The sequence below is a fragment of the Nitrospirota bacterium genome (genome assembly GCA_040752355.1).
Taxonomy (GTDB): Bacteria; Nitrospirota; Thermodesulfovibrionia; order Thermodesulfovibrionales; family Dissulfurispiraceae; genus JBFMCP01.
Genome location: JBFMHE010000001.1, coordinates 151,084 through 172,323 on the forward strand (window position 1 = coordinate 151,084; position 21,240 = coordinate 172,323).

Sequence of the window (21,240 nt, forward strand, 5' to 3'; positions counted from 1 at the left end):
AAATGCAGCGAATGCAACTATGGTGAGGCGAGGGGGTGACGCGAGGGCGGCAGTACACCTGCCACTGCGAAGGGAGGGAATCCTACAATGCTTCGGGTCTGAGGACCGCGCAGACCTGCCTGGCGAACTCCTTGTCGAAGACGAGGACGCCGTCCTGGGTGAGCATGAGGACCGCATCGATATGATGGACAAGCCTGCCGATATTCTTGAGGCAGCCGGTAATGAGAAAGGCCTTCACCGGATCCCTGCCGAGGAGCTCGCTCAGCGTATCGTACTGCGCCTCGCTCCTTCCGAAGACCTCATCGATGATCAGGGTCGCTTCGCGATCGGACGGCAGAAGGGAAGGGAGCGCCAGTATCTCGCTCTCCTCGGCCATGATCGTCATATCGTGCTTCAGGGTGGTGATGTAGTTGATGTACTTGTCGTAGCCTTTGGGACGGGGCTTTCCTATGTAATCGACGGGATTGCCGATGTAGTAGACGTGGTCGTTGTTCCGGAGCGCAGACAGGGTGTTGGTGATCTTCCCGACGCCCTCCTCGCCGCTCACTACCATGCTCTTGTAGCGCGTGCTGATCTCGCGGATCTCGCGGATGATGACTTCCTCGTTGCTCATCACGGTACTTAATTATACCAGATATGGCCGGAGCGGTTAATCGAAGAGGGGCTCGCGGTTACCATGTCCGTACCAGCTGCACCGGGTCCTTGTAGCCCCAGCACTCGATATCGATCCGGTACTGGGTCCGTGAGAGGAAGGGCCCCCGGCATATCCGCTGTCCGTCCGGGGGCGCGGAGAGCTCGTGCTCCTGGCGGTCGAGAAGCTCCCGCAAGATACGGCGCGGGATGCGGTGGCGCTCCGAGGGGTATATGAAGCCGAAGAGGATGAGATGAACGAGCAGGACCTGCCAGTGCGGCTCGAACCGGCGGAGGAGGCGGTCCCAGTCGAGCCGTTCGGCGAGTGCCCGCAGGAGATGGGCCACGTCGGCGCCGTCGTAACGCTCGCGCTCCTTGATGAACGCCTTCTGTACGATAATCTCCTCGGCAGGGCATATCCTGACGGGTATCCCCAGTATCTCGTCATCGCCGGCAAAGGCGAACCACTCGTCGTCCACCACGCTCGTCCCGTTGCCTGAATTGAAGATCACGTCGATAAAGTAGTTTCCGAAAAAGATCTTCCCGAGCCAGTACTCCGACGTAATTTCGGTCTCGTACCCCTCGGAGGAGAAGACCTTCAGGAGGGCCTCCACCTCCCCGGGCCGGGCGAAGAGGTCGAGGTCCTTGGTATCCCGCGATATGCCGGTGTAGCTCTTCAGGGCATAGGCGCCGCCCACGAGGTAGGGGACTTTCGACTTGTTGGCCATCGTCAGCGCCTTGTAATACACCTCGCGCGCCGACGGTCCGGGGTCGTTCCTGAGATGGTCACACTCTTTCATGGCCGCTCCTTTTCCCTTTTCCTCAGGTCAGGCTCTGGCACGAGACCGAAGCACTTGACCCCGACGTGCGCTCGCCTGCCTGTACCTCGATCAATTTGAAGGGCGGCCGGTCGGGGAAGGAGCGGTGCAGCAGCGGCATCGCTACATTGTAGACCGGGATATCTCCCCGCGTGCGTCCCTCGAGACTCCCTGCGTGCGCATGGCCGTGGAACGCTGCGGTCACCTGGTACCGGTTGAGCGGCTCCTCGAAGCGGCTCGAACCGAGGAAGGGAAATATTTCGGGGTGCTCTCCCTCTACGGTCGCACGGATCGGGGAGTAGTGGAGCAGCGCGATCCGTTCCGTGGTATGCAGCTTCGCCAGCGCGGAATCGAGCCTGAGCGCATCGTCGATCGCCGCCTGGACAAAGTGCTTGATGATCTCTTCTCCCCAGGGCTGCAGCATCCTGTTGGTAAAGCCCCCGGCAAATCCCTTGACCCCCACGAACCCGATGCCGTTGAACTCGCAGGCGGTGCCGTCGAGCAGCGTCACCCCGGCGTCGCGGAGTATCGCTTCGACTTCGGCGCTCCTGCCGCTCTCGTGATCGTGATTGCCGAGCACGGCGATGATCGGGACTTTTACGTACGAGGTGAGGTCCTTCGCCAGGACACGCGCTTCGTCCGGCATGCCGGTGTCGGTGATATCACCGCAGAGCAGGAAGATATCGGCGCTGTCGGTGACCTGGGTAAAGACCTTCTGGAGCGACCCCTGGGATGTCTTGGTGTAGTGGATGTCGGCGACTGCCGCGATGAGTACGGTGTTTTTTACTGTCTTCACGGTATTGTTTCACCTCTGCCGTTGATGTCGTGATGACGGTTGTGCCGATGAGCGAGAAAGGGACAAGAGGGGCGGAATGAAGCTCGGGCGCGGTTTCTATTTCAAAATTAGCATGATATGCAGCCGCCGTCAACCGGAAAATGCCGTTGCCGGGCAGGGCGCAGCAAGACGCCTGCCGCCTCTGGATTGCGTCACCGCTCAAACAGTGCGACTATTTAGAGAGGCGGGCATGTACTGCTGCAGTAAAGAGAACGGGAGGGGCGGCATGAGGGAGAACGATGAAGCGGAGCGGCAGAAGCTGGATGAGGAGCGCAACGCGGTAGTGAGCCAGCTCGAAGAGTGGCTCGAGGTCCCCATGATCGTGCTGGGGTTTCTCTGGCTCGTCCTGCTGGTCATCGACCTGCTGCGGGGATTGAGCCCCTTTCTCGCCCTGGTGAACACTATCGTATGGGCGCTCTTCATCCTCGACTTCGCGGTGGAATTCATGCTCGCTCCCCGCAAGGGAGCCTACATGAAGCGCAACTGGATCACCGCGCTGTCGCTCACCGTGCCCGCCTTGCGCATCATCCGCATCGCACGCGCCCTGCGCGTGATGAAGCTGCTCAGAGGTGCCCGCGGGCTCAGGCTCCTGCGGTTCATCACCTCTCTCAACAGGGGCATGCGCACACTCCGGAGGACGATGGGCCGCCGGGGATTCGGCTATGTACTGCTGCTCACCCTGATCATTACCGTTACCGGCGCTGCGGGCATGTATTCCTTCGAGAAGGGCGCGCCGGCCGAGGCGGGCTTCAAGGATTACGGCACCGCCCTCTGGTGGACAGCCATGATCATGACCACCATGGGCTCCCAATACTGGCCCGCGACCCCCGAAGGCAAGATCCTCTGTCTGCTCCTCGCCGTCTACGCCTTTACGGTCTTCGGCTATGTGACCGCCATGCTGGCGACCTTCTTTGTCGGCCTGGACCGGGAGGAGGAACCGCCCCTCGAGATGCGGGAGATCGAGATGCTGCGGCAGGAGATAACCGAGCTGCGGAGCATGCTGCGGGCGCGCGCCGCACCCGGGGAGCGGCATGAAGAAGGGTGAGCTCCGTCAGGGCGGCTACCGGCACTCTCTCCTGATGCTGTCGAGGCTCATGCCCCGGCTATCGTGAAGCCCGCTGTCGAGCTCCTCAGCGCCTCCGCTATACGGGAGAGCGCGATGATCTCGTGCGCCACCTCATCGGCCATCCGTTCCATATCCTTGGCTATCTCCGAGGTCTTCTCTATGCTCTTCGCTACCTGTTCCGAGGCAGCGGACTGCTGGTCCACGGCTGTCGCGATCTGGAGTATCTGGTCACGCACTTTTTCGACCGAACCTACGATATGGGTCAGGGAGTCCCCGACCTGCCGGATGGAGCCGGTCGCCTCGGTCACTTTCCCCGATGCATCGCCCATCGACCGGGCGGTCTGCGCCGACTCGGCCTGAACGGCCCCTATCTTGTCCGATATCTCGGCCGTCGCCTTTATGGTGCGCTCCGCCAGCCTCCTCACTTCATCGGCGACCACCGCAAAGCCCTGCCCCTGCTCGCCTGCCCTGGCCGCCTCGATCGCCGCATTCAACGCGAGGAGGTTGGTCTGGTCGGCGATATCCTTGATGACCGTCACGATGTCCCCGATCTCTCCCACGCGGTTGTTCAGCTTCTGGACCATCGAGGAGAGCTCCACGGTAGCGGTATAAACGCTGTTCGTGGTGGTCACCGCCCCCTCGGCGACCTCCTTACCCTTTGCGGCCGTCTCCATCGCCTCCGTGGAAGAATCCGACGCCACTGAAGCATTGCGCGCGATATCCGTGATGGTCTGGCTCATCTCTTCGGCTGCGGTCGCTATCTGCGACGCCTGGAGCGACTGGTTCCGCGCTCCCTCGGTGGTCTTGTCGGTCCGCTTCTGCACCGCATCCACGGTCTGCACGACACTGTTCGCTGCCGAGATGATGCTTCCTACGGCGCCCCTGAAAGAGAGCACCATTTTGTTCAGGTTTTCTGCGAGCGTCCTTATCTCCTCCGTGCCGTTGATTTCGATAGCCGCTCTCATATCCCCGGAGGCGAGCAGCTCCACCTGCTCGTTGAGGTGGGACAGTTCCCGTTTGATGGGCCGGGCAATGAACACGAGGGCGCCGGCGACGAGCACCCCCAGGAGCGCCAGATAGACGATCAACGAGACGGTTCCCATGCGTGCCTGGACTGCTGCCGTACGCCGGTTCTCCTCTTTCATCGTTTTGCCCGCTGCTGACTTCAGCTCCCTGATCGCCGCCTGCGTCTCGCTCAATAACGGGAGCGTCTCTTCCCGGTAGACCGTCCGCGCAGCATCCAGCTTCCCTTCCTTTACGGCAAGGGTTATTTTTGCCGCCGTCGCATGCAGATGCCGGTGCGGCTCCTCGATCTTTTTAAAGGCGGTTTCGAGCTCCCTGCCGGGCGTGTAGGAGTGGTACCACTTCCCGAACTTGCATTGGGTGGGATCGAGCTGCCCGGTAAACTCCCTGCCGGACATGATGCTCTCCGCAGCGAGCGACTGAGCCCAGAGGAAATGGTCGGCGATTCTTTCTCCCAACTGGTCGACGAGCTCGGCACTTTCATGGATATGCTGGAGCTGCGCTGCGGTCTTCCTGATGGTGAGCTGCGCGAACAGCGCGAGTATGACCAGTACAACGGCCAAGCCCCCTATCCCGATATAGATCTTGCCTGCAATGGTCAGCTGCATGGTTCCCTCCCCTTTGCGTGGGCCTTTGTCCGGCCCCTTACCCGGCCCTTCGTCCGGTATATCGCATTCCCCTGTCGCCTCGTGGACGGCGCCTCTTCTGTTTCCGCACCGCGGCCCGACTTGCCACGGTTCGTGGAGCGCTTTTCTATGCCGATTTAAGATGGTCTATCGGTGCGGGATAAAACAATCGGGGAGACCCTGATATCCGGCTTCGAAATACCTGAAGGGAGCGGTCAGGAACCGAGGGAGGTGAGGCCTTCGCGGATCGCGTACTTCGTGAGCTCCGCAATGCTGTGGAGATCGAGCTTGTCCATGAGGTGCTGGCGGTAGGTCTCTACGGTCTTGATGCTGACCTTGAGCAGCGCCGCGATGTCCCGTGCGGTCTTCCCCTCGGCAAGAAGCTGGAGGACCTCCCGTTCGCGCGCGGTCAGCGTCGAGAACGCCGAAGGGGGGCCCTTCGCCGAAAGGTAGACGTAGTCCCTGACCATCACTCCGGTGATCCCCGGGCTCAGGTACGTGTGACCCGCGGCAACCGTATGGATGGCATGGGCCAGCTCCTCGAATATGCAGTCCTTCAGCAGATATCCCGAGGCCCCTGCCTTGAGCATTTCGGCAACGAAGTACTTGTCGGAATGCATGGAGAGGGCGAGGATCTTGACGCCGGGCGTTTCGGCGACGATCCGCCGCGCGGCCTCGATGCCGTTCATGTCGGGCATGGAGACATCCATGATGACGATGTCGGGCGCTATCGTCCGTACCAGCTCCAGTGCCTTTCGCCCGTTCTCCGCCTCGGCAACAACCTCCAGGCCGGGCAGCTTGTCGAGCAGGCTCCTGAGTCCCGTGCGGACAATGGTATGGTCGTCGACGAGGATGATCCGTATCGTCATATCACCACTCCACCATATCTTCCGGCATATCTTCCGGCGTATATTCCGGCGCATGTCCGGAAACGAAGGGCGCCACGAGTGTTGCCGTCGGAGCGAATTACAAGCTTATAATAAGTATTTGTGCGATTTATGGCAAGTGATGCCCGGCTGTTTACGGGGAGTCATGCAGAAGGGGCGCAGAACGGGCCGGTCTCCGGACGATGCCTGAGCACGAGGGTTATGGCCCCGGCAGCACAGGCCTTGCGGCAGAGGCCGCAGCCGAAGCACTTTTCGGGGTTGATGACCGCTTTGGCGAGCCCGCTCTCATGACTGCTCCCGATCGCATCGAACTGGCAGCTAAGGGCGCAGAGCCCGCATCCCTCGCAGCGCCCGGCATCCACGGACGCGACGAACTCGGCCCGGGCCAGGGTCTCTACCTTTATGCTCCGGAGCATCCTCAGGGCCATGCACTCCATGGCTGAGCAGTTGCATATCGCGCCGATGAAAGGGGTCACCATGGTCCAGATGGTATGGACGGCGCCCTGTTCCTCGAGCGCTTCCATGTGGCGGACCGCCTCTTCGGACGATACCGATTCGAGCCCTTCCGACGGAGTCTTGCCGAAGTAGCCCATATCGATCGATGAGTACCAGGCCTCGGGGCCGAGGCTGATGCCGTAGCAGCAGCGCAGCTCTTTCCGCCCCTCGGTCCAGCGGCAGGCGCAGGGCATGCGCACGATCGTCGCGGCCTTGCGGACCAGCCCGGCGATCTCCTCGACCGGCAGCACCTGGCCGAAGTGTTCGACCCTGGCCCGCTCCTCCATGGAGCGCTTCAGTGCATCGGGCAGGCGCCCTCTCTTTTTAACGAGCGCTTCGAGCCTCCCGAGCGTCACGAAGCCCTCGTTGATCGTCTGTTCGAGGAACTGCTCGATGAAGCGGCGCCTGTTCAGGTCGGCAAGGAGGTCCTGCGCATAATTGGCGGCATTGCGGTACCATATCTGCCCCTCGCCGTGCTTTGTGCAGAATTCACACACGATAGAAAGCTCTCCTCCGGGGCAACTGCTCTGCCCATGACGAAAGCGCCTGTGCGCTTCCCGTCTACTACTTTAACAGATTGCCTGCGAGTGCCGAACAAAAAAGTGCAGGGAAATAGTGTAATCCCGGAGGGGGCGAGGCGGGGCATTTGCGCTCATTCTCGACGGGCATCCAGCCCGTCTCCGAGGCGGGGCAGCCCGCTCCGCCGTCCTGGCTCCGCTCGGGCTGCCCGTGCCGCTCCAAATGCCCCGCCTCGCCCCCTCCGGGATTACGTACGTATCCGGATTTTCAATAGCGCGTGAGGGCAAAGTGATGTATTCTTTAGAAAGGTACGTACACCGGCGCCGCCATGAAGATCCGCTACTGCACACGATTCCTTAAGGGCCTTGTCATCGCGCTGAGGATAGTCCTGTCCTACAAGCTCGCCTCGGCGATAACCGCCTTCATGTCCCCGGAACGGTCGTCGGCATTCCTCGGCAGACTTCACCGGCGCAATGCCGTTCTGCTCAGGGAGAAGGCGCTCGAGATGAAGGGCCTCATGATCAAGGTGGGGCAATTCCTCAGCTCGCGGATCGACTTTCTTCCCGACGAGTATATTGCAGAGCTCTCCCAGCTCCAGGATCGGGTCCCTCCGCACGACTACGCCGAGATACGGCAGCAGCTTGTCCGCTCCCTCGGCGCTCCGCCCGAGACGGTCTTCCTGCAGTTCGACGAAACGCCCCTCGCCGCCGCCTCATTGGGACAGGTCCACCGCGCGGTGCTGAAGAGCGGCGAGCCCGTGGCCGTGAAGGTGCAGTACCCCGCTATCGGTCCGATCATCGAGACCGATATCAGGATGCTCCGGAGCCTCGTCGCCCTGCTGGGAGGACGCTACGGCAGGATAGACCTCAAAGTCCTCCACGACGAGTTCTCGCGTATTGTCCGGAGCGAGCTCGACTACCTCCAGGAGGGGAGGAACGCCGAGCGCTTCGGGGATAACTTCAAGGACGACGATCGGGTCGTCATCCCCGAGGTGAAATGGGAGCATACGACCTCCCAGGTCCTGACCCTCGAATTCGTCGAGGGCGTCAAGATCACCGATTGCGGCGCTGCACGAGAGCCCGGGCTCGACTGCAAGGAGGTCGTCAACCTCCTCGCCGAGACGTACGCAACGATGATCTTTGTCCACGGCTTTTTCCACGGCGACCCGCATCCCGGAAATATCTTTGTCCGGGAGGGGCCGAAGCTCGTCTTTGTCGACTTCGGCATGGTCCAGGCCATCCCCGGGGAGACCAGGAGGCTCTTGCGGCGGTTCGCCCTCGCCGTGGTGGAACGCGATGTGGCGGGCATACTCGATACCATGGAGCGGATGGGGTTCATCATTGCGGGCGCCGACTACAGCGCGGTGCGGGAGGTGGCCCGGTCGCTGTTCGAGCGCTACCGCGATATCAGTCCGACCGCGCTGAAAGCCCTCACTGTCGACGATATCGGCGCGGAGATCGAGCGCATTATCGGTGTGGTCGACTACCTCCAGATCCCGAACAACTTCATCCTCCTCGGCAGGACCATCAGCATGCTCAACGGCATCGCCTTTCAGCTGAACCCCGATATCAATATTATCGAGATCGGCACTCCCTATATACGCCAATTCCTCAGGGGGACGCGGCGCGAAGAGGTCGGGCACCTCCTTGCCGGACTCCGGGACCGGCTGATCGACCTCTGGAAGCTCCCCGGCCTGCTCGGCGACTTCCTCTCGAAGGCGAACAGGGGAGAGCTTCTCTTCAGACTGCCCAGGGGGGAGATGCACCACCTTACGGGGCAGCTGAAGACGATGACCTCGGTGATGATGCTCGTGGTCCTGACGGTAACGACCGCGACCTCGTCCCTCCTCTTCATCATCCTCGACAACAGGCCGCTCACCCTTCTCGCCGCAGGGACATCGATCTTCCTCGGTCTGCTCGCGGTCATCAAGTTGATGAGGGGATGAGCCCGACTTAGAGCGTCTAATAGAATGAGCACAGAGAGTCAGACAAGGCACAGTACATTCGCTCATTCTCGCAAGGCATCCACGCCTTGTTCCGAGGCGGGGCAGCCCGCTCCGCCATCCTGGCTCCGCTCGGGCTGCCCAAGCCGCTCATGTACTATGCCTCGTCCGACTCTAAGTTCTTTCATTTTGTCAGACGCTCTTAGAAACGGGATCAGGGGTTGTAGTACTTCTTTTTCTTCGGCAGGTATTCCTGTTCGACGCGGCCGCCGTAATCATGAGGGTATTTGTATCCTTCGCCCCTTCCCAGCTTCTTCATGCCCGGATGGGGCGCGTTCTTCAGATGGTCGGGGACCTGCCGGGCCGGCTCATGCTCCACATCCGCCATGGCCGCCTCGATCGCTTTGTAGCTCGCGTTGCTCTTCGGCGCCAGGGCGACATGGATCGCCGCCTGGGCGAGGGGGATGCGCGCCTCGGGCATGCCGACGAACTCGACCGCCTTTAACGCCGAGGTGGCCAGCACGAGGGCCATGGGGTCGGCGTTCCCCACATCTTCAGAGGCGCAGATGACGATCCGGCGGGCGATGAAGCGCGGGTCCTCTCCGGCATAGAGCATTTTGGCGAGGTAGTAGACTGCGGCATCGGGGTCTGAGCCGCGCATGCTCTTTATGAAGGCCGAAATGGTATCGTAATGATGGTCTCCCTTCTTGTCATAAAGGACCGCCTTCTTCTGAATCGATTCTTCTGCTATAGCGAGTGTGACCGCGATGGCCCCTTCCTCGTCGGGGGCGGTAGTGAGCACGGCGATTTCGAGTGCGGAGAGCGCCCTGCGCGCATCGCCGTCCGCGATCTTCGCGATATGGTGCAGGGCGGCGTCATCGGCAGCGACCGGGAGCATGCCCAATCCACGCTCCCTATCCGCGAGCGCTCTGCGCAGAATCGCTACCAGATCCTGTTCGGTGAGCGGCTTGAGCTCGAAGACCTGGCTCCGCGAGAGGAGGGCTGCATTCACATAGAAGAAAGGATTCTCGACCGTGGCCGCGATCAGCACGATCGTGCCTTCCTCCACGTCGGGAAGCAGCACATCCTGCTGGAGCTTGTTGAAGCGATGGATCTCGTCGAGAAAGAGAATGGTGCGGACCCCGTTGGCCCTGCGCATCTTGGCAGCCGTAATGACCTTCCTGATGTCGTCGAGCCCTGCGGTGGCGGCGTTGAGCCACTCGAAATGCGCCTTTGTCTTTGCTGCGATGACGCGGGCGAGCGCGGTCTTTCCCGTGCCGGGCGGGCCGAAGAGGATGAGCGAGGTGATCCGGTCTGCCTCGACAGCACGGCGGAGCAGCTTGCCTTCGCCGAGGAGGTGGCCCTGGCCTGCGTACTCCTCGAGCGCCCGCGGCGCCATCCGGTAGGCGAGGGGGGCGTTACGGTCGGGACCATCATTTCCTGCTTCTTCACGGTCAAAGAGATCCACCTCTTTACGTTACAATAACCGGATTCCAAATTGCAAAAGACCGGAATCCGTAAAAAACTCTTCAGCCATTAGCCGTCAGCTATCAGCTGTCAGCAATGAGCTATTTGATTTTGCCGAGCATCTTGATGAAGACTTTGAGGAGGTCGGGATCGTAGTCGCCGGTCTCCTTGGCGATAATGGAGAGGGAGTAGAAGGGAGTCAGGGCGGGCTTGTAGGGCCGCCGCGTGGTGAGGGCGTCGTAGCAGTCCGCAATGGCTGTGATCCGGCCGAAGAGGTCGATCTGCTCACCCGACAGCTTCAGGGGATAGCCCTTGCCCGACAGCTTCTCGTGGTGCTGCAGCACGGCGCTGAAGGCTTCCCGGGGGAACTCCTTATGGGTCTTCAGGATGCGCTCCCCTTCAATGACATGGTTCTGGATGGTCCTGTACTCGGCGTCATCGAGCTTGCCCTGCTTATGGAGGATCTCGTGGGAGATGGCGCTCTTGCCGACATCGTGGAGCATCGCCCCGATGCCGAGCTTCTCGACCTCCTGCCGTCTCACGTCGGCCCCGATGGCCAGGCCGATGCTGAGGGCCGCCACGTTCACCGAGTGGGTGTAGGTGTAGTAGTCGTACCCCCCCAGGGATAGCAGATCGTAGATCGCGTCCCTGTTCTCGAGGATGCAGTCGATCATCTCGTTGACGAGGGGATCGATCTGCTTTATCTTTTCACCGCTTCGGGGGTCGTCGAGGAGGTCTTTCAGGATTATCTTCGAGGTCTCCTTTACTGCCAGGGACTTCATCTTCAGATGGTGTTCACGGAGCGGGGCAGCGGCCTGCCACAGGGACTTGATATAGTCATGATAAAGAGGAATATCGGAGTTTCTTATTACCAGATCGCCGTCTGCGGAAAGGACTGACTGATCCACCTCTGCAGCGACCCCTCCCGCAATCTCGTAAAGAGGGATGAAGCTGAACCTGTTAAGGAGATAGAGGGTGAAGGGAATCTTCGATCCGGGGATGATGAGCGCCCGGTCCACCTGGTGGTACTGTTCCTTCGAGAAGGCGTACTCCCTGTAGACGCGGATGGTATCGGTGTAGCGGGCGCCCTTGCCGGGGAGGTGCCGTGCCACATACGATTCAAAATCAGGGACATCCTTGAGGTAAATATAGAGCTCGGCTATCCCTTTTTCCTTGAGGAGACTCTTCGAGATGGCAGTGAACAGCATATCCCTGCTGAAGATCGGTTTCCTCTCGCCTTTGTCCGTAATGAACAGGGTGCAGGGCAGCCGCGTGCCTATGACCAGGTGTTCAGCCTGAACCGGCACGTCAGGCTCTTCGATCTCCTTGACCTTCGTCCCCATGGATACTATATTATCGGTGCCCCGGCAGAAACTTTGAGTCTCCTCAGCGCCGGCTCCGTGCTATACTAACCGCTGAACGATGGCCTACATAATCACCGCCATAATCCTCTGGAGCTCTCTCGGCCTTGTCATCAGGCTCTCCGCTCTCCCGGTCCATGTCCTGATATTCTATTCGAACCTCATATCCTCCCTCCTTCTGGGGCTCCTGGTTGCGGCATCCCCGCAGCGGGATGAGGTCACCCGCATAGGAAACAGGCGCGTCCTCCTGGTACTGGGGCCCATAGCACTGGTGAACACCTTCTCCTTCTTCTACGCCTATCGAACGACGACGATCGCCAATGCCGTGTTGACCCACTACACGGCGCCGCTCTTCGTCGCGTTCCTCGCCCCGGTCTTTCTCAAGGAGAAGGTGACGAGGAGGATTCTTTTTGCGATACTCGCCGGCGGCGCCGGCTTATGGATCATGCTCGACCTTTCGGCCCGGACGTTCATCGGACTCCTTCTCGCCGGTGATCGCAATACCGCCGGGATCGTGGCCGGCCTCTTTTCGGGATTCGCCTACGCGGTCCTTATCATCGTCTTCAGGAAGGTCGCCCTGAGCTCCCGGCCTCTGATCATGACGTTGTTCCAGAATATCGTCGTCTGCCTGCTGCTGCTGCCGTTCGCCGCATGGTCCGCGGTACCGCTGTCCGAGCTGTGGCTCCTGCTGCTTACGGGAACGGTCCATTCGACGGTCGCGCCGCTCCTCTACTTCAAGGGGCTGCAGCAGGTGACCTCGAGCAGGGCGGCGATCCTCGGCTATCTCGAACCCCTCTGCGCCATTCTCCTCGGGATGCTCTTCCTGAACGAAACGGTCACTCTCCGCGTCGTCGCCGGCGGGGCGTTGATCCTCCTCTCAGGGTATCTCATCGTAAGGGAGCGGGGGAGCTGAGGTCCGGTTATTTGATGCCCCGGATAATGTCCACCGGCTGAATCGCTATCGCCCTCTTCGACGGGTATATTCCTGCGAGGGCGCCCACCGTCACCGAAGCGGCAAAGGAGAGGAGCACGCCGGCGAAGGACATGCTGAAGGGGAGGTCGGAGGCGGCAAAGATAACGGCGCTGATGATGAAGCCGGCAACGGCTCCTGCGATGCCGCCGGTGAGGGAGATGAAGGACGATTCGAGGAGGAACTGCAGGACGATGTCCCGCTTCCTGGAGCCCGCGGCCCTCCTGATGCCGATTTCGACCTTCCGTTCGTTGACGATGAGGATCATGATCGAGAGGATCCCGAGCCCGCCGATCAGGAAAGAGACCCCTGCGGAGATCCTCCCCAGCACGGTGATCATCGACATGGCCTGGGTCTTGAGCGAGAGGACGTCTTTCAGATCGATGACGGTGAAGTCGTCTTTCTGTCCCGGCCCTATCTTGTGGCGTTTCCTGATGATTTCTTCTATCTCGGCCTTGGCCGCGGGTATGGCCCGGGCATCGACGGTCTGCACGTAGACGCTGTTGAGGAAGTCTTTGTTCACGAGCCTGCGCTGGAACGTCGCAAGGGGGACGAATATCTGGTTGTCCTGGTCCACGCCCGAGATATCGACGCCTTTCCCCTCCATGATGCCGATGACCTGGCAGGGCACCCGGAAGATGAGAATATATTTGCCCAGGGGTTCTTCGCTGCCGAAGAGTTTCTCGGCGACCCGGCTGCCGAGCACCGCGACTTTGCGGAGCCCCCGGTTATCGTCATCGGTGATGAAGCTCCCCGCCTGTACACGGAAGTTCCGCACGTCGGTAAAGTTCGGCATAGCGCCGGTCACGAGCACCGACGAGAGGAGCGTATGCCGGTACCGCACCGGGAAGTTCTTGTTGCCCGACGGAGAGACTTCGTTGATGAAGCGGGAGCCCCGGGCGATCGCATCGGCGTCCTCGCGGGTGAGGTTCGTCGCCTCGCTCAGGAGGCGCGTGCCCGAGCCGAAACGCCTGACCACCCCGCTCCGGACGATGAGCAGGTTGTTGCCGAGGCTCGAGATCTCCGCTTCGGTCTTCTTTGCGAGCGCTCCCGAGAGATTCGATACGACGATGAGGGAGAGCGTCCCGAGGAAGACGCCGAAGACGGCGAGCAGCGACCGTACCCTGAAGCTGCAGAGCGAGCGCGTCGCTATCTTGAGATTAATGGATACTCTCTTCATAAATCTGTTATTCGTGATGTGTAACGAGTTAAAGAAGTGGTTACCGATTACTCGTTACGGATTACGCATCACGGTTTTACCCCCGTATCGCCTCGATGGGATTGAGGTAGGCTGCGCGCCGCGCCGGCTGGAGGCCGAAGACGATGCCGACGATCCACGAAAGCACGACGCCTGCGGCAAAGGCGCGCCAGGAGAAGCGGAGGGGGAACTCCGCTACCAGCATCAGGAGCCGGGAGGAGACGAGCCCGAGCACGAACCCCATGAGGCCGCCCGCCGTGGTAATGATCACCGCCTCGCCGAGGAACTGGAACAGGATATCGCGACGTTTCGCTCCGGCAGCCCTCCTGATGCCGACCTCGGAAGTCCTTTCCTTTACCGAAAGGAGGAAGAGGTTGGCGAGGACAAACCCGGCGACCACGAGCGATATGGTCCCGGTAACGCCGAGAAAGAGCACGAGGGAGCCGGTGAGCGCCACGAGGAACTTGACGATCTCCTTGGGCGTCACGATCGTGAAGTCATCGGGCTCTCCGGCAGGGATTCTGTGGCGCTGCCTGAGAAAGGTCCGGAGCTCTTCCGCGCGGGTATAGAGCTGCTCCTGGTCGAGGAAGCGCACCCTGAATGCCGAGACATAGGTCGTCTCGTTCTGGATCTTGCGCATCACCGTGGTGAGGGGCATCACGATCCGGTCGTCGAGGTTCTGCCCCGCGGCAGCGGTCCCCCGCTCCGAAAGAACGCCGACGATCTGTACCGGGATCCCCTTCACCAGGACATACTTCCCGACCGGGTCCTCCTCGCCGAAGAGCTCTTTGAGCAGGTGCTGCCCCATGAGCCCCCTGTTGCGGAGCCCCCGCACGTCATCGTCGCTGAAGTCCGAGCCCTGGATGACCGGCCAGGTCCAGGCACGGCTGTAGTCGCTCGTCGAGCCTATGACCTGCGTCTGGTACTTTTTATCCCTGTAGGAGACCGTGACCTCTCTCTCGGAAACCATCGGTATGGCGATGTAGATGGTCGGGAAGCTCTGCCGCACCGCCTCGAGATCGTCCAGCGTCAGGGTTTTGGGCCGCATGCCGGTCGCGCGCGCCTCCTCGCTGCCGCCGAAGACGAGCAGCGAATCGTGGCCGAAGCGGGCGACCATCCGGAGCGCCCTCTCGTAGGCCCCTTCCGTGGCGGCGACGATGATTGTGATCGAGGCGATACCGAGGGCGACACTGACCAGGCAGAAGAGCGTGCGGAGCTTGAACGACCGCACCGCACGCCAGGACTGTGAAAGGATCATCGAGAGCCGGTCCATTCAGTATATTACAAAAGACAGCTGTCAGCTGTCAGCCGTCAGCTCTCAGCCATCAGCAAACGGCAGTAAGAAACAGCATAACGTTATGGTCGACAAGTAAATACTTCCGGCGGTGGACGGCGGGCCAGTTACACTGACGGCTGATAGCTGATAGCTGATAGCTGATTGCTGATTGCTGATTGCTGATTGCTGATTGCTGATGGTTGAGTGCTATGCCGGCGCGAGGGATTCTTCGGTTCTCTTTTTCGATTCGCCGATGATATGCTCGATGCTCTCGCGGTCGAGCACCTCCTCTTTTATCAGCGCCCCGGCAAGATCGTTGAGAACGGGCATATGCCTCTTCAGCACCTCCCCGGCCCTCGATTCGGCTTCGTTCATGATCCTCCGGATCTCCTGGTCCATGAGCCAGGCCATCTCGTCGCTGTACCGCTTCTGCTGCGAGAGCTCCCTGCCGAGAAAGGGGTGCTCCTCTCCCCTGCCGAGATTGATCGGTCCGACCTTCTCGCTCATGCCCCACTGGGCGACCATCTTTTCGGCGAGGGCGGTCGCCTCCTTCAGGTCGTTCTGTGCGCCGGTGCTGAGGTCGTTGAAGACGAGGAGCTCGGCGACCCTGCCCGCGAGCGCGACGCTGAGCTTGTTGATGAGGTACGAGCGGGGATAGTAGTGGCGGTCCTCTTCGGGCAGGAGCTGTGTCACTCCCATCGCCATGCCCCGGGGAATGATGCTGACTTTATGGATAGGGTCGGTATTCGGGAGCTCCCATGCCACCAGCGTATGGCCCGCCTCGTGGTATGCGGTGATCTTCTTCTCGAGGTCGCTCATCGCCTCTTCCTTTACCGAGCCCATCAGGATAATGTCCCTCGCCTCCTCGAAGTCCTCCATATAGATGCGGTCCTTCCCCTTTCTGATCGCGATGAGGGCCGCTTCGTTGGCGAGATTTTCGAGGTCGGCGCCGGTCATGCCGGGGGTGCCTTTCGCTATCCGCTCGAGATTGACATCCGCATCCAGTCGTTTGTTTCTCGTATGCACCTCGAGAATCGATTTTCGCTCTTTCCAGCCCGGCCTGTCGACGACGATATGGCGGTCGAACCGTCCCGGCCTCAGCAGGGCAGGGTCGAGCACATCGGGCCTGTTCGTAGCGGCCATGATGATGACCTCCTCATGAGGGGCGAATCCGTCCATCTCGCTCAGGAGCTGGTTAAGGGTCTGCTCCCGCTCGTCGTGTCCTCCGCCCAGTCCGGCCCCCCTGGTGCGTCCCACTGCGTCGATCTCGTCGATGAAGATGATGCTGGGCTGCGCTGCCTTGGCCTTCTGGAACATGTCCCTCACCCGTGAGGCGCCCACTCCCACGAACATCTCGATGAACTCCGAGCCGCTGATGCTGAAGAACGGCACCCCCGCCTCCCCGGCCGTCGCCCGCGCAAGGAGCGTCTTGCCCGTGCCCGGTGGACCAACGAGGAGTATCCCACGGGGGACCTTGGCGCCGAACACCTTGAACCGTGCGGGATTCTTGAGGAACTCTATGGTCTCGCGCAGCTCCTGTTTTACATTCTCCATGCCCGCTACATCCCTGAAGGTCACCTTGGGATTCTTCACGTCATAGAGCTTCGCCTTGCTCGCCCCGAAGCTGAAGAGCCCGCCGGCCCCTCCATGGATCTGCTGCTGCGCCCGGCGCATTATCAGTATCCAGAAACCGATGATCAGCACCCAGGGGAGGATGCCCAGCACCAGCTGCCAGAAGAAGGAAGTGCGTTCCGCAGGCCTCACGCTTATGTCGACGTTTCTTTTCTGGAGCCGGTCGAGGAGCTCTTCTCCCTGGAATGCCGGAAGATAGGTCTGGAACTGTTTTATCGTAACCGACCGCTGCTGCTCCGGCGGGGTAACGGAAATCGGTTTGATGAGCTCTCCCTGGACATTCAGCTCTTTGATGGTTACGGACTGGATATTCCCTGCGTCGAGCTCGCTGATGAACCTGCTGTAGGTGATGGTCTGGTACGGGGGATTCTCTGCCACGTTCGTCCGCTGCTGCCACATATAGATGATGGCGATGATGACGAGGGAGACGATAACGAGCCGCCACAGGGGACTACCCATGCTTTCGGAATTCTGCTCTTTATTGTTACGGTTGTCGGTATTTTGCTGATTCATGGTACTTCCTGAGGGGAATTTGAACGCCGGGCTATGCCTGTCCGGCAGGGGCGGGAGTCTGCTTGAGCATCTCCGCGAAGAGACGCTCCGTATCCTCCCTGCGGCAGAGCTCGGTGCCGGGGGTCATGACGGCTGCGGCGCCGGCGGCGATGCCGAACCTGAACGCATCGGATAAGGGACGCCCCCTCGCAAGACCGAGCACGATGCCGGCGAGCATGCTGTCGCCCGCGCCCACGGCGCTTACGACAGGCACGGGAGGGGCGCTGGCACGTTCCTGCTGTTCGGCAGTGACCAGTACGGCGCCTTCGGCGCCGAGTGAGACGACGACAGCGGTACAGAATCCCTCATCGACGAGGCCGCGCGCTGCTGCCATTACGTCCTCATCATCGATGATGTCCCGGCCAACGAGCTCGCCGAGCTCCCGGCGGTTCGGTTTCAGCAGGTAGACCCCTTCGCGCACCGCTTTTTCGAGGGCGCTTCCCGAAGTGTCGAGAATGAACGTGCTGCCGAGTATGGCTGCCTGGCGCGCCACTGCAGCATAGAAATCGTCATTCATCCCCGGAGGGAGGCTGCCGCTCGCGACGATGCAGTCGGGAGCGGGAGTAAACGAGGAGAGCCGTTCGAGGCAGCGCTCGCTCTCTTCGGGAGTGAGCCGGGGACCGGGCATGCCGAAGCGGTACTGCCTGCCCGAGCCCGTCTCGAGGACGATCATGTTCTCCCGCGTCCATCCCTGCACCGGGACAGGGTAATTGATGATTCCCTCGCTGTCGAGCAGGCCCTTGAGCATCTGCCCCGTCGGCCCGCCGGCGGTAAACAGCGCTGCCGATTCGCCTCCCAGCCGGTGCATGGCGCGCGATACGTTGATACCGCCGCCGCCCGGATCGTAATGAGGAGGAGCACAGCGCAGCTTTCTCTCGGGAAGTACCTGATCGACAGAGGTGCTCGTATCAATGGCGGGATTCATGGTAAGGGTGACGATAGTCTTCATGACGGTCCCTCTCCTACCTCAAGGGTAGCCCATTTCCCCCACCTTGTCAAACAAGGGACGATTCGAGAACTCCTCGACAGGAGAGGAAATTTTTCGGTTGTGCCGGTATCATTTTTATAGTATATTCTCTGCGTGGAGGGAGCGGTAAGGGATGAGGAGTGAACTGCGGGAAGCTGCGGCGCTGGTCCATGCATATTTCAAGGAAAGGGAATCGACCCTTGCCGTCGCCGAATCCTGTACCGGGGGCCTGGTGAGCCACTGCCTTACCGAGATCCCGGGCGCAAGCCTCTTTTTCATTGCCGGCCTGGTGACCTACGCGGACGCGGCAAAGCAGATGGTTCTCGGCATTGCGCCGGACCTGATTGCGCGGTACGGCGCCGTGAGCGGGGAGGCGGCGCGGGAGATGGCGGAGCGGGTGCGGCGTCTGCTGGGCGCCGGCTTCGGGCTTTCGACCACCGGAAACCTCGGCCCCGAAGCGCTCGAAGGCAAGGAGCGGGGGCTCGTCTATCTCGCCGTCAGCAGCGGCAGCGGCACATTCTCGAAAACGCTGCATCTCGCGGGCGACCGGACGGAGAACAAGGAGGCGGCTGCCCTCGAGGCGCTGAGATTTCTTCTTGAAAGTGCGAGTCCGCCTCGGGCGGATTAGGGTTTCGAATTCCGGGTTTCGACTTTGCGGAGAGGGTATGTCTGAAGCGTTGCCGAAAGAGATAAAGCACGAGATCGAGAAGCTCGCGAGGGAGCTCAACTACCACTCTTATCTCTATTACGTCCTCGATGCGCCGGTCATCTCCGATGCCGAGTACGACCGGCTGTATCACAAGCTCAAAGGACTCGAGGAGCGCTACCGCTATGTGCCTCCCGACTCCCCGACGCGGCGGGTCGGCGCCCCGCCTCTCGAGAAGTTCGGGAAGGTGCGGCATGAGGAGCCGATGCTCTCCCTCGACAACGCCTTCTCGTACGCGGAGGTCGAAGAGTTCGAGAAGAGAATAAAGCGGCTCCTCAGGACCGAGGGCGAGATCGAGTATACGGTGGAGCCGAAGTACGACGGCCTCGCGATCGAGCTCACCTACCGGGACGGGCTCCTCGAACGCGCCTCGACGAGGGGCGACGGCTACGAAGGGGAAGACGTTACGCAGAATATCAGGACCATACGCGCCGTGCCGCTGAAGCTCGAGGGGGCCGCTGCGGTCCCGGAGAGGATCGATGTGCGCGGCGAGGTCTACATGAATATCGATGAGTTCGAAGCCATCAACAGGGAGCGGCAGAAGGAGGGCAAACCGCTCTTCGCCAATCCGAGGAATGCTGCGGCAGGGTCGGTACGCCAGCTCGATCCCTCGATCACCGCGGCGAGGAGACTCTATCTCACCTGCTACGGAGCAGGCGCCGTGAGCGGCATGACCTTCGGGAGCCAGGACGAGCTCCTCGCCTGGCTGAAGCGCGTGCGTCTCCCCATTCCCGTCAACGTGCGCCTGGTCAGGGGAATCGGCCGGGCCATCGAGGTCATCAGGGAGATCGAGGAAAAACGGCGGCTCTTTCCCTTCGAGACCGACGGCGCCGTAATAAAGGTGAACGACTTCGGGCTCCAGAAGCTCCTGGGAGCAAAGACCAGGGAGCCGCGGTGGGCGATCGCCTACAAGTTCCCCGCGCATCAGGGGACGACGAAGCTGCTCGATATCATTCCCAGCGTGGGCAGGACCGGCGTGGTCACCCCGATCGCGGTGCTCGAACCGGTCCGGATCGGCGGGGTCATCGTCTCACGCTCGACGCTCCATAACTGGGACGAGATCGAGCGGAAGGATGTGCGGATCGGCGATATGGTGATCGTCGAGCGGGCGGGCGACGTGATCCCCCATATCGCCGGCGTGGTCAAAGAGAAGAGGACCGGGAAGGAGCGGCCGATTCGCCTTCCTGAAACGTGCCCTGCCTGCGGCTCCGGCCTGGTGCGCGAGCCCGGCGAGGTGGCGGTCCGGTGCGTCTCGCTCGAGTGCCCTGCCCAGGCGCAGGAGCGCATCAAGCATTTCGCCTCGAGGGCTGCCATGGATATCGAGGGCCTCGGCGAGAAGAATGTCGAGCTGCTGTATGAACAGGGCCTCGTCCGCAGGCTCACCGATATCTACCGGCTGAAAGAGGAGGCCCTTCTCGAGCTCCCCCGGTTCGCCGAGAAATCGGCCCGCAATCTTATCGCTGCCATCGAGCGGAGCAAAAAAACGACGCTCGCCCGCTTCCTCTTCGCTCTCGGCATCATCCATGTGGGGGAGTATGCGGCGCGGCTGCTGGCGAAGCATTTCAAGAGGCTCGAGGATCTTTACCATGTCGAGCCCGAGCGGATCATCGCGATCAAACAGATGGGGGACAAGACCGCCCGCTCGGTAGCCGACTTCTTCAACACCGGGGACAATATCCATACCCTCAAGACCCTCAAGGAGCTCGGTCTGAGCATCACCAATCCCGATTACGAGGGTGATAAGCAGAAGAGACGCCCCCTCGAGGGGCTCACCTTCGTGATCACCGGTGCCCTGCCGAAGACGAGGGAAGAGGTGAAGGAGATCATCGAGCAGCAGGGCGGCCACGTCGCCTCCACAGTCTCGAAGAAGACCGACTACCTCGTCGCCGGAGACGAGGCCGGCTCGAAGCTCGAGAAGGCCCGGTCGCTCGACGTCAAGGTCATAACGTACGACGAGCTGCTGAAGCTCGTCTCGAAATCATCCGCTGAACAGGCCTCCCTTTTTTAGGGCCTCTGTCATCCACGCCTTCGAGCAACCCCCTCTAAAGTAACTGCTGTTTTCCCACGATAACAGGAGTATGGGTCAAAATTATGACGCGGCAAGATTTGCCGTATAGCAGCAGGCAAGGAAAAAAGTGATAGGGCGCCCTGTTGAAAACAGTGTTATTTCAATAGTCTTGCTGTTTCGCCTCACTAGGTATAATTATTGCTCTCTTTTGAAGGTGGTCCCATAGGATCATGTGGTCAATGCTGTGCTAAAGAGGAATGGT

17 protein-coding genes are annotated in these 21,240 nt (G+C 60.9%); 5 read left to right on the forward strand and 12 right to left on the reverse strand.

Annotated features, from left to right (window positions below):
- Positions 1-82 precede the first annotated feature (82 nt).
- From AB1805_00710 to AB1805_00720, 3 genes are read right to left on the reverse strand one after another with little or no spacing between them, the layout of a single operon-like run.
- On the reverse strand, positions 83-613 hold the full coding sequence (locus AB1805_00710; protein MEW5743946.1) for a hypothetical protein: 531 nt from the start codon (positions 611-613) through the stop codon (positions 83-85).
- Between the two features lie 58 nt (positions 614-671).
- Positions 672-1,430 (reverse strand): hypothetical protein, encoded by a 759-nt coding sequence (locus AB1805_00715; protein MEW5743947.1) that lies wholly within the window; start codon positions 1,428-1,430, stop codon positions 672-674.
- A gap of 22 nt (positions 1,431-1,452) precedes the next feature.
- Positions 1,453-2,244 (reverse strand): metallophosphoesterase, encoded by a 792-nt coding sequence (locus AB1805_00720; protein MEW5743948.1) that lies wholly within the window; start codon positions 2,242-2,244, stop codon positions 1,453-1,455.
- A gap of 265 nt (positions 2,245-2,509) precedes the next feature.
- On the opposite strand from AB1805_00720, the gene AB1805_00725 reads away from it, so the two are divergent.
- Complete coding sequence (locus AB1805_00725; GenBank protein MEW5743949.1) at positions 2,510-3,328, forward strand: ion transporter; 819 nt, start codon at positions 2,510-2,512, stop codon at positions 3,326-3,328.
- Positions 3,329-3,375: 47 nt separating this feature from the next.
- Here the strand turns inward: AB1805_00725 and AB1805_00730 are convergent, their stop codons facing one another.
- The 3 genes from AB1805_00730 to AB1805_00740 form a co-directional block, all read right to left on the reverse strand.
- Positions 3,376-4,980 carry a methyl-accepting chemotaxis protein gene (locus tag AB1805_00730; protein MEW5743950.1) on the reverse strand — a complete coding sequence of 535 codons (1,605 nt, stop codon included), beginning with the start codon at positions 4,978-4,980 and terminating at the stop codon, positions 3,376-3,378.
- Between the two features lie 233 nt (positions 4,981-5,213).
- Entirely contained in the window at positions 5,214-5,867 is a 654-nt protein-coding gene (locus tag AB1805_00735; protein MEW5743951.1) for a response regulator transcription factor, read from the reverse strand.
- Positions 5,868-6,028: 161 nt separating this feature from the next.
- Positions 6,029-6,877, reverse strand: coding sequence for a 4Fe-4S binding protein (locus tag AB1805_00740; protein MEW5743952.1), 849 nt, complete (start codon positions 6,875-6,877; stop codon positions 6,029-6,031).
- 350 nt (positions 6,878-7,227) lie between these two features.
- Between AB1805_00740 and AB1805_00745 the strand changes: the two genes are divergently transcribed.
- The gene (locus AB1805_00745) at positions 7,228-8,844 is read left to right on the forward strand and encodes an AarF/ABC1/UbiB kinase family protein (protein ID MEW5743953.1); all 1,617 of its coding nucleotides are present in this window, start codon (positions 7,228-7,230) and stop codon (positions 8,842-8,844) included.
- 211 nt (positions 8,845-9,055) lie between these two features.
- On the opposite strand, the gene AB1805_00750 is transcribed toward AB1805_00745, so the two are convergent.
- Positions 9,056-10,309: a replication-associated recombination protein A gene (locus AB1805_00750; GenBank protein MEW5743954.1), complete on the reverse strand. Its 1,254-nt coding sequence runs from the start codon at positions 10,307-10,309 to the stop codon at positions 9,056-9,058.
- A gap of 100 nt (positions 10,310-10,409) precedes the next feature.
- Complete coding sequence (locus AB1805_00755; protein MEW5743955.1) at positions 10,410-11,651, reverse strand: HD-GYP domain-containing protein; 1,242 nt, start codon at positions 11,649-11,651, stop codon at positions 10,410-10,412.
- A gap of 79 nt (positions 11,652-11,730) precedes the next feature.
- Here AB1805_00755 and AB1805_00760 point away from each other — a divergent pair, with 79 nt between their 5' ends.
- A complete protein-coding gene (locus tag AB1805_00760; GenBank protein MEW5743956.1) occupies positions 11,731-12,582 on the forward strand; it encodes an EamA family transporter in 852 nt (283 codons plus the stop codon).
- 7 nt (positions 12,583-12,589) lie between these two features.
- On the opposite strand, the gene AB1805_00765 is transcribed toward AB1805_00760, so the two are convergent.
- The 4 genes from AB1805_00765 to AB1805_00780 form a co-directional block, all read right to left on the reverse strand.
- Positions 12,590-13,819, reverse strand: a complete 1,230-nt coding sequence (locus AB1805_00765; protein ID MEW5743957.1) for an ABC transporter permease — start codon at positions 13,817-13,819, stop codon at positions 12,590-12,592.
- Positions 13,820-13,895: 76 nt separating this feature from the next.
- On the reverse strand, positions 13,896-15,110 hold the full coding sequence (locus AB1805_00770) for an ABC transporter permease (protein ID MEW5743958.1): 1,215 nt from the start codon (positions 15,108-15,110) through the stop codon (positions 13,896-13,898).
- A gap of 210 nt (positions 15,111-15,320) precedes the next feature.
- On the reverse strand, positions 15,321-17,258 hold the full coding sequence (gene ftsH / locus AB1805_00775) for an ATP-dependent zinc metalloprotease FtsH (GenBank protein MEW5743959.1): 1,938 nt from the start codon (positions 17,256-17,258) through the stop codon (positions 15,321-15,323).
- Positions 17,259-17,289: 31 nt separating this feature from the next.
- Positions 17,290-18,246, reverse strand: a complete 957-nt coding sequence (locus tag AB1805_00780) for a 1-phosphofructokinase family hexose kinase (GenBank protein ID MEW5743960.1) — start codon at positions 18,244-18,246, stop codon at positions 17,290-17,292.
- A 151-nt stretch (positions 18,247-18,397) separates the two neighbouring features.
- Between AB1805_00780 and AB1805_00785 the strand changes: the two genes are divergently transcribed.
- Both AB1805_00785 and ligA read left to right on the forward strand, forming a co-directional pair.
- Positions 18,398-18,892 carry a CinA family protein gene (locus AB1805_00785; protein MEW5743961.1) on the forward strand — a complete coding sequence of 165 codons (495 nt, stop codon included), beginning with the start codon at positions 18,398-18,400 and terminating at the stop codon, positions 18,890-18,892.
- A 37-nt stretch (positions 18,893-18,929) separates the two neighbouring features.
- Complete coding sequence (gene ligA, locus AB1805_00790) at positions 18,930-20,978, forward strand: NAD-dependent DNA ligase LigA (protein ID MEW5743962.1); 2,049 nt, start codon at positions 18,930-18,932, stop codon at positions 20,976-20,978.
- Positions 20,979-21,240 lie beyond the last annotated feature (262 nt).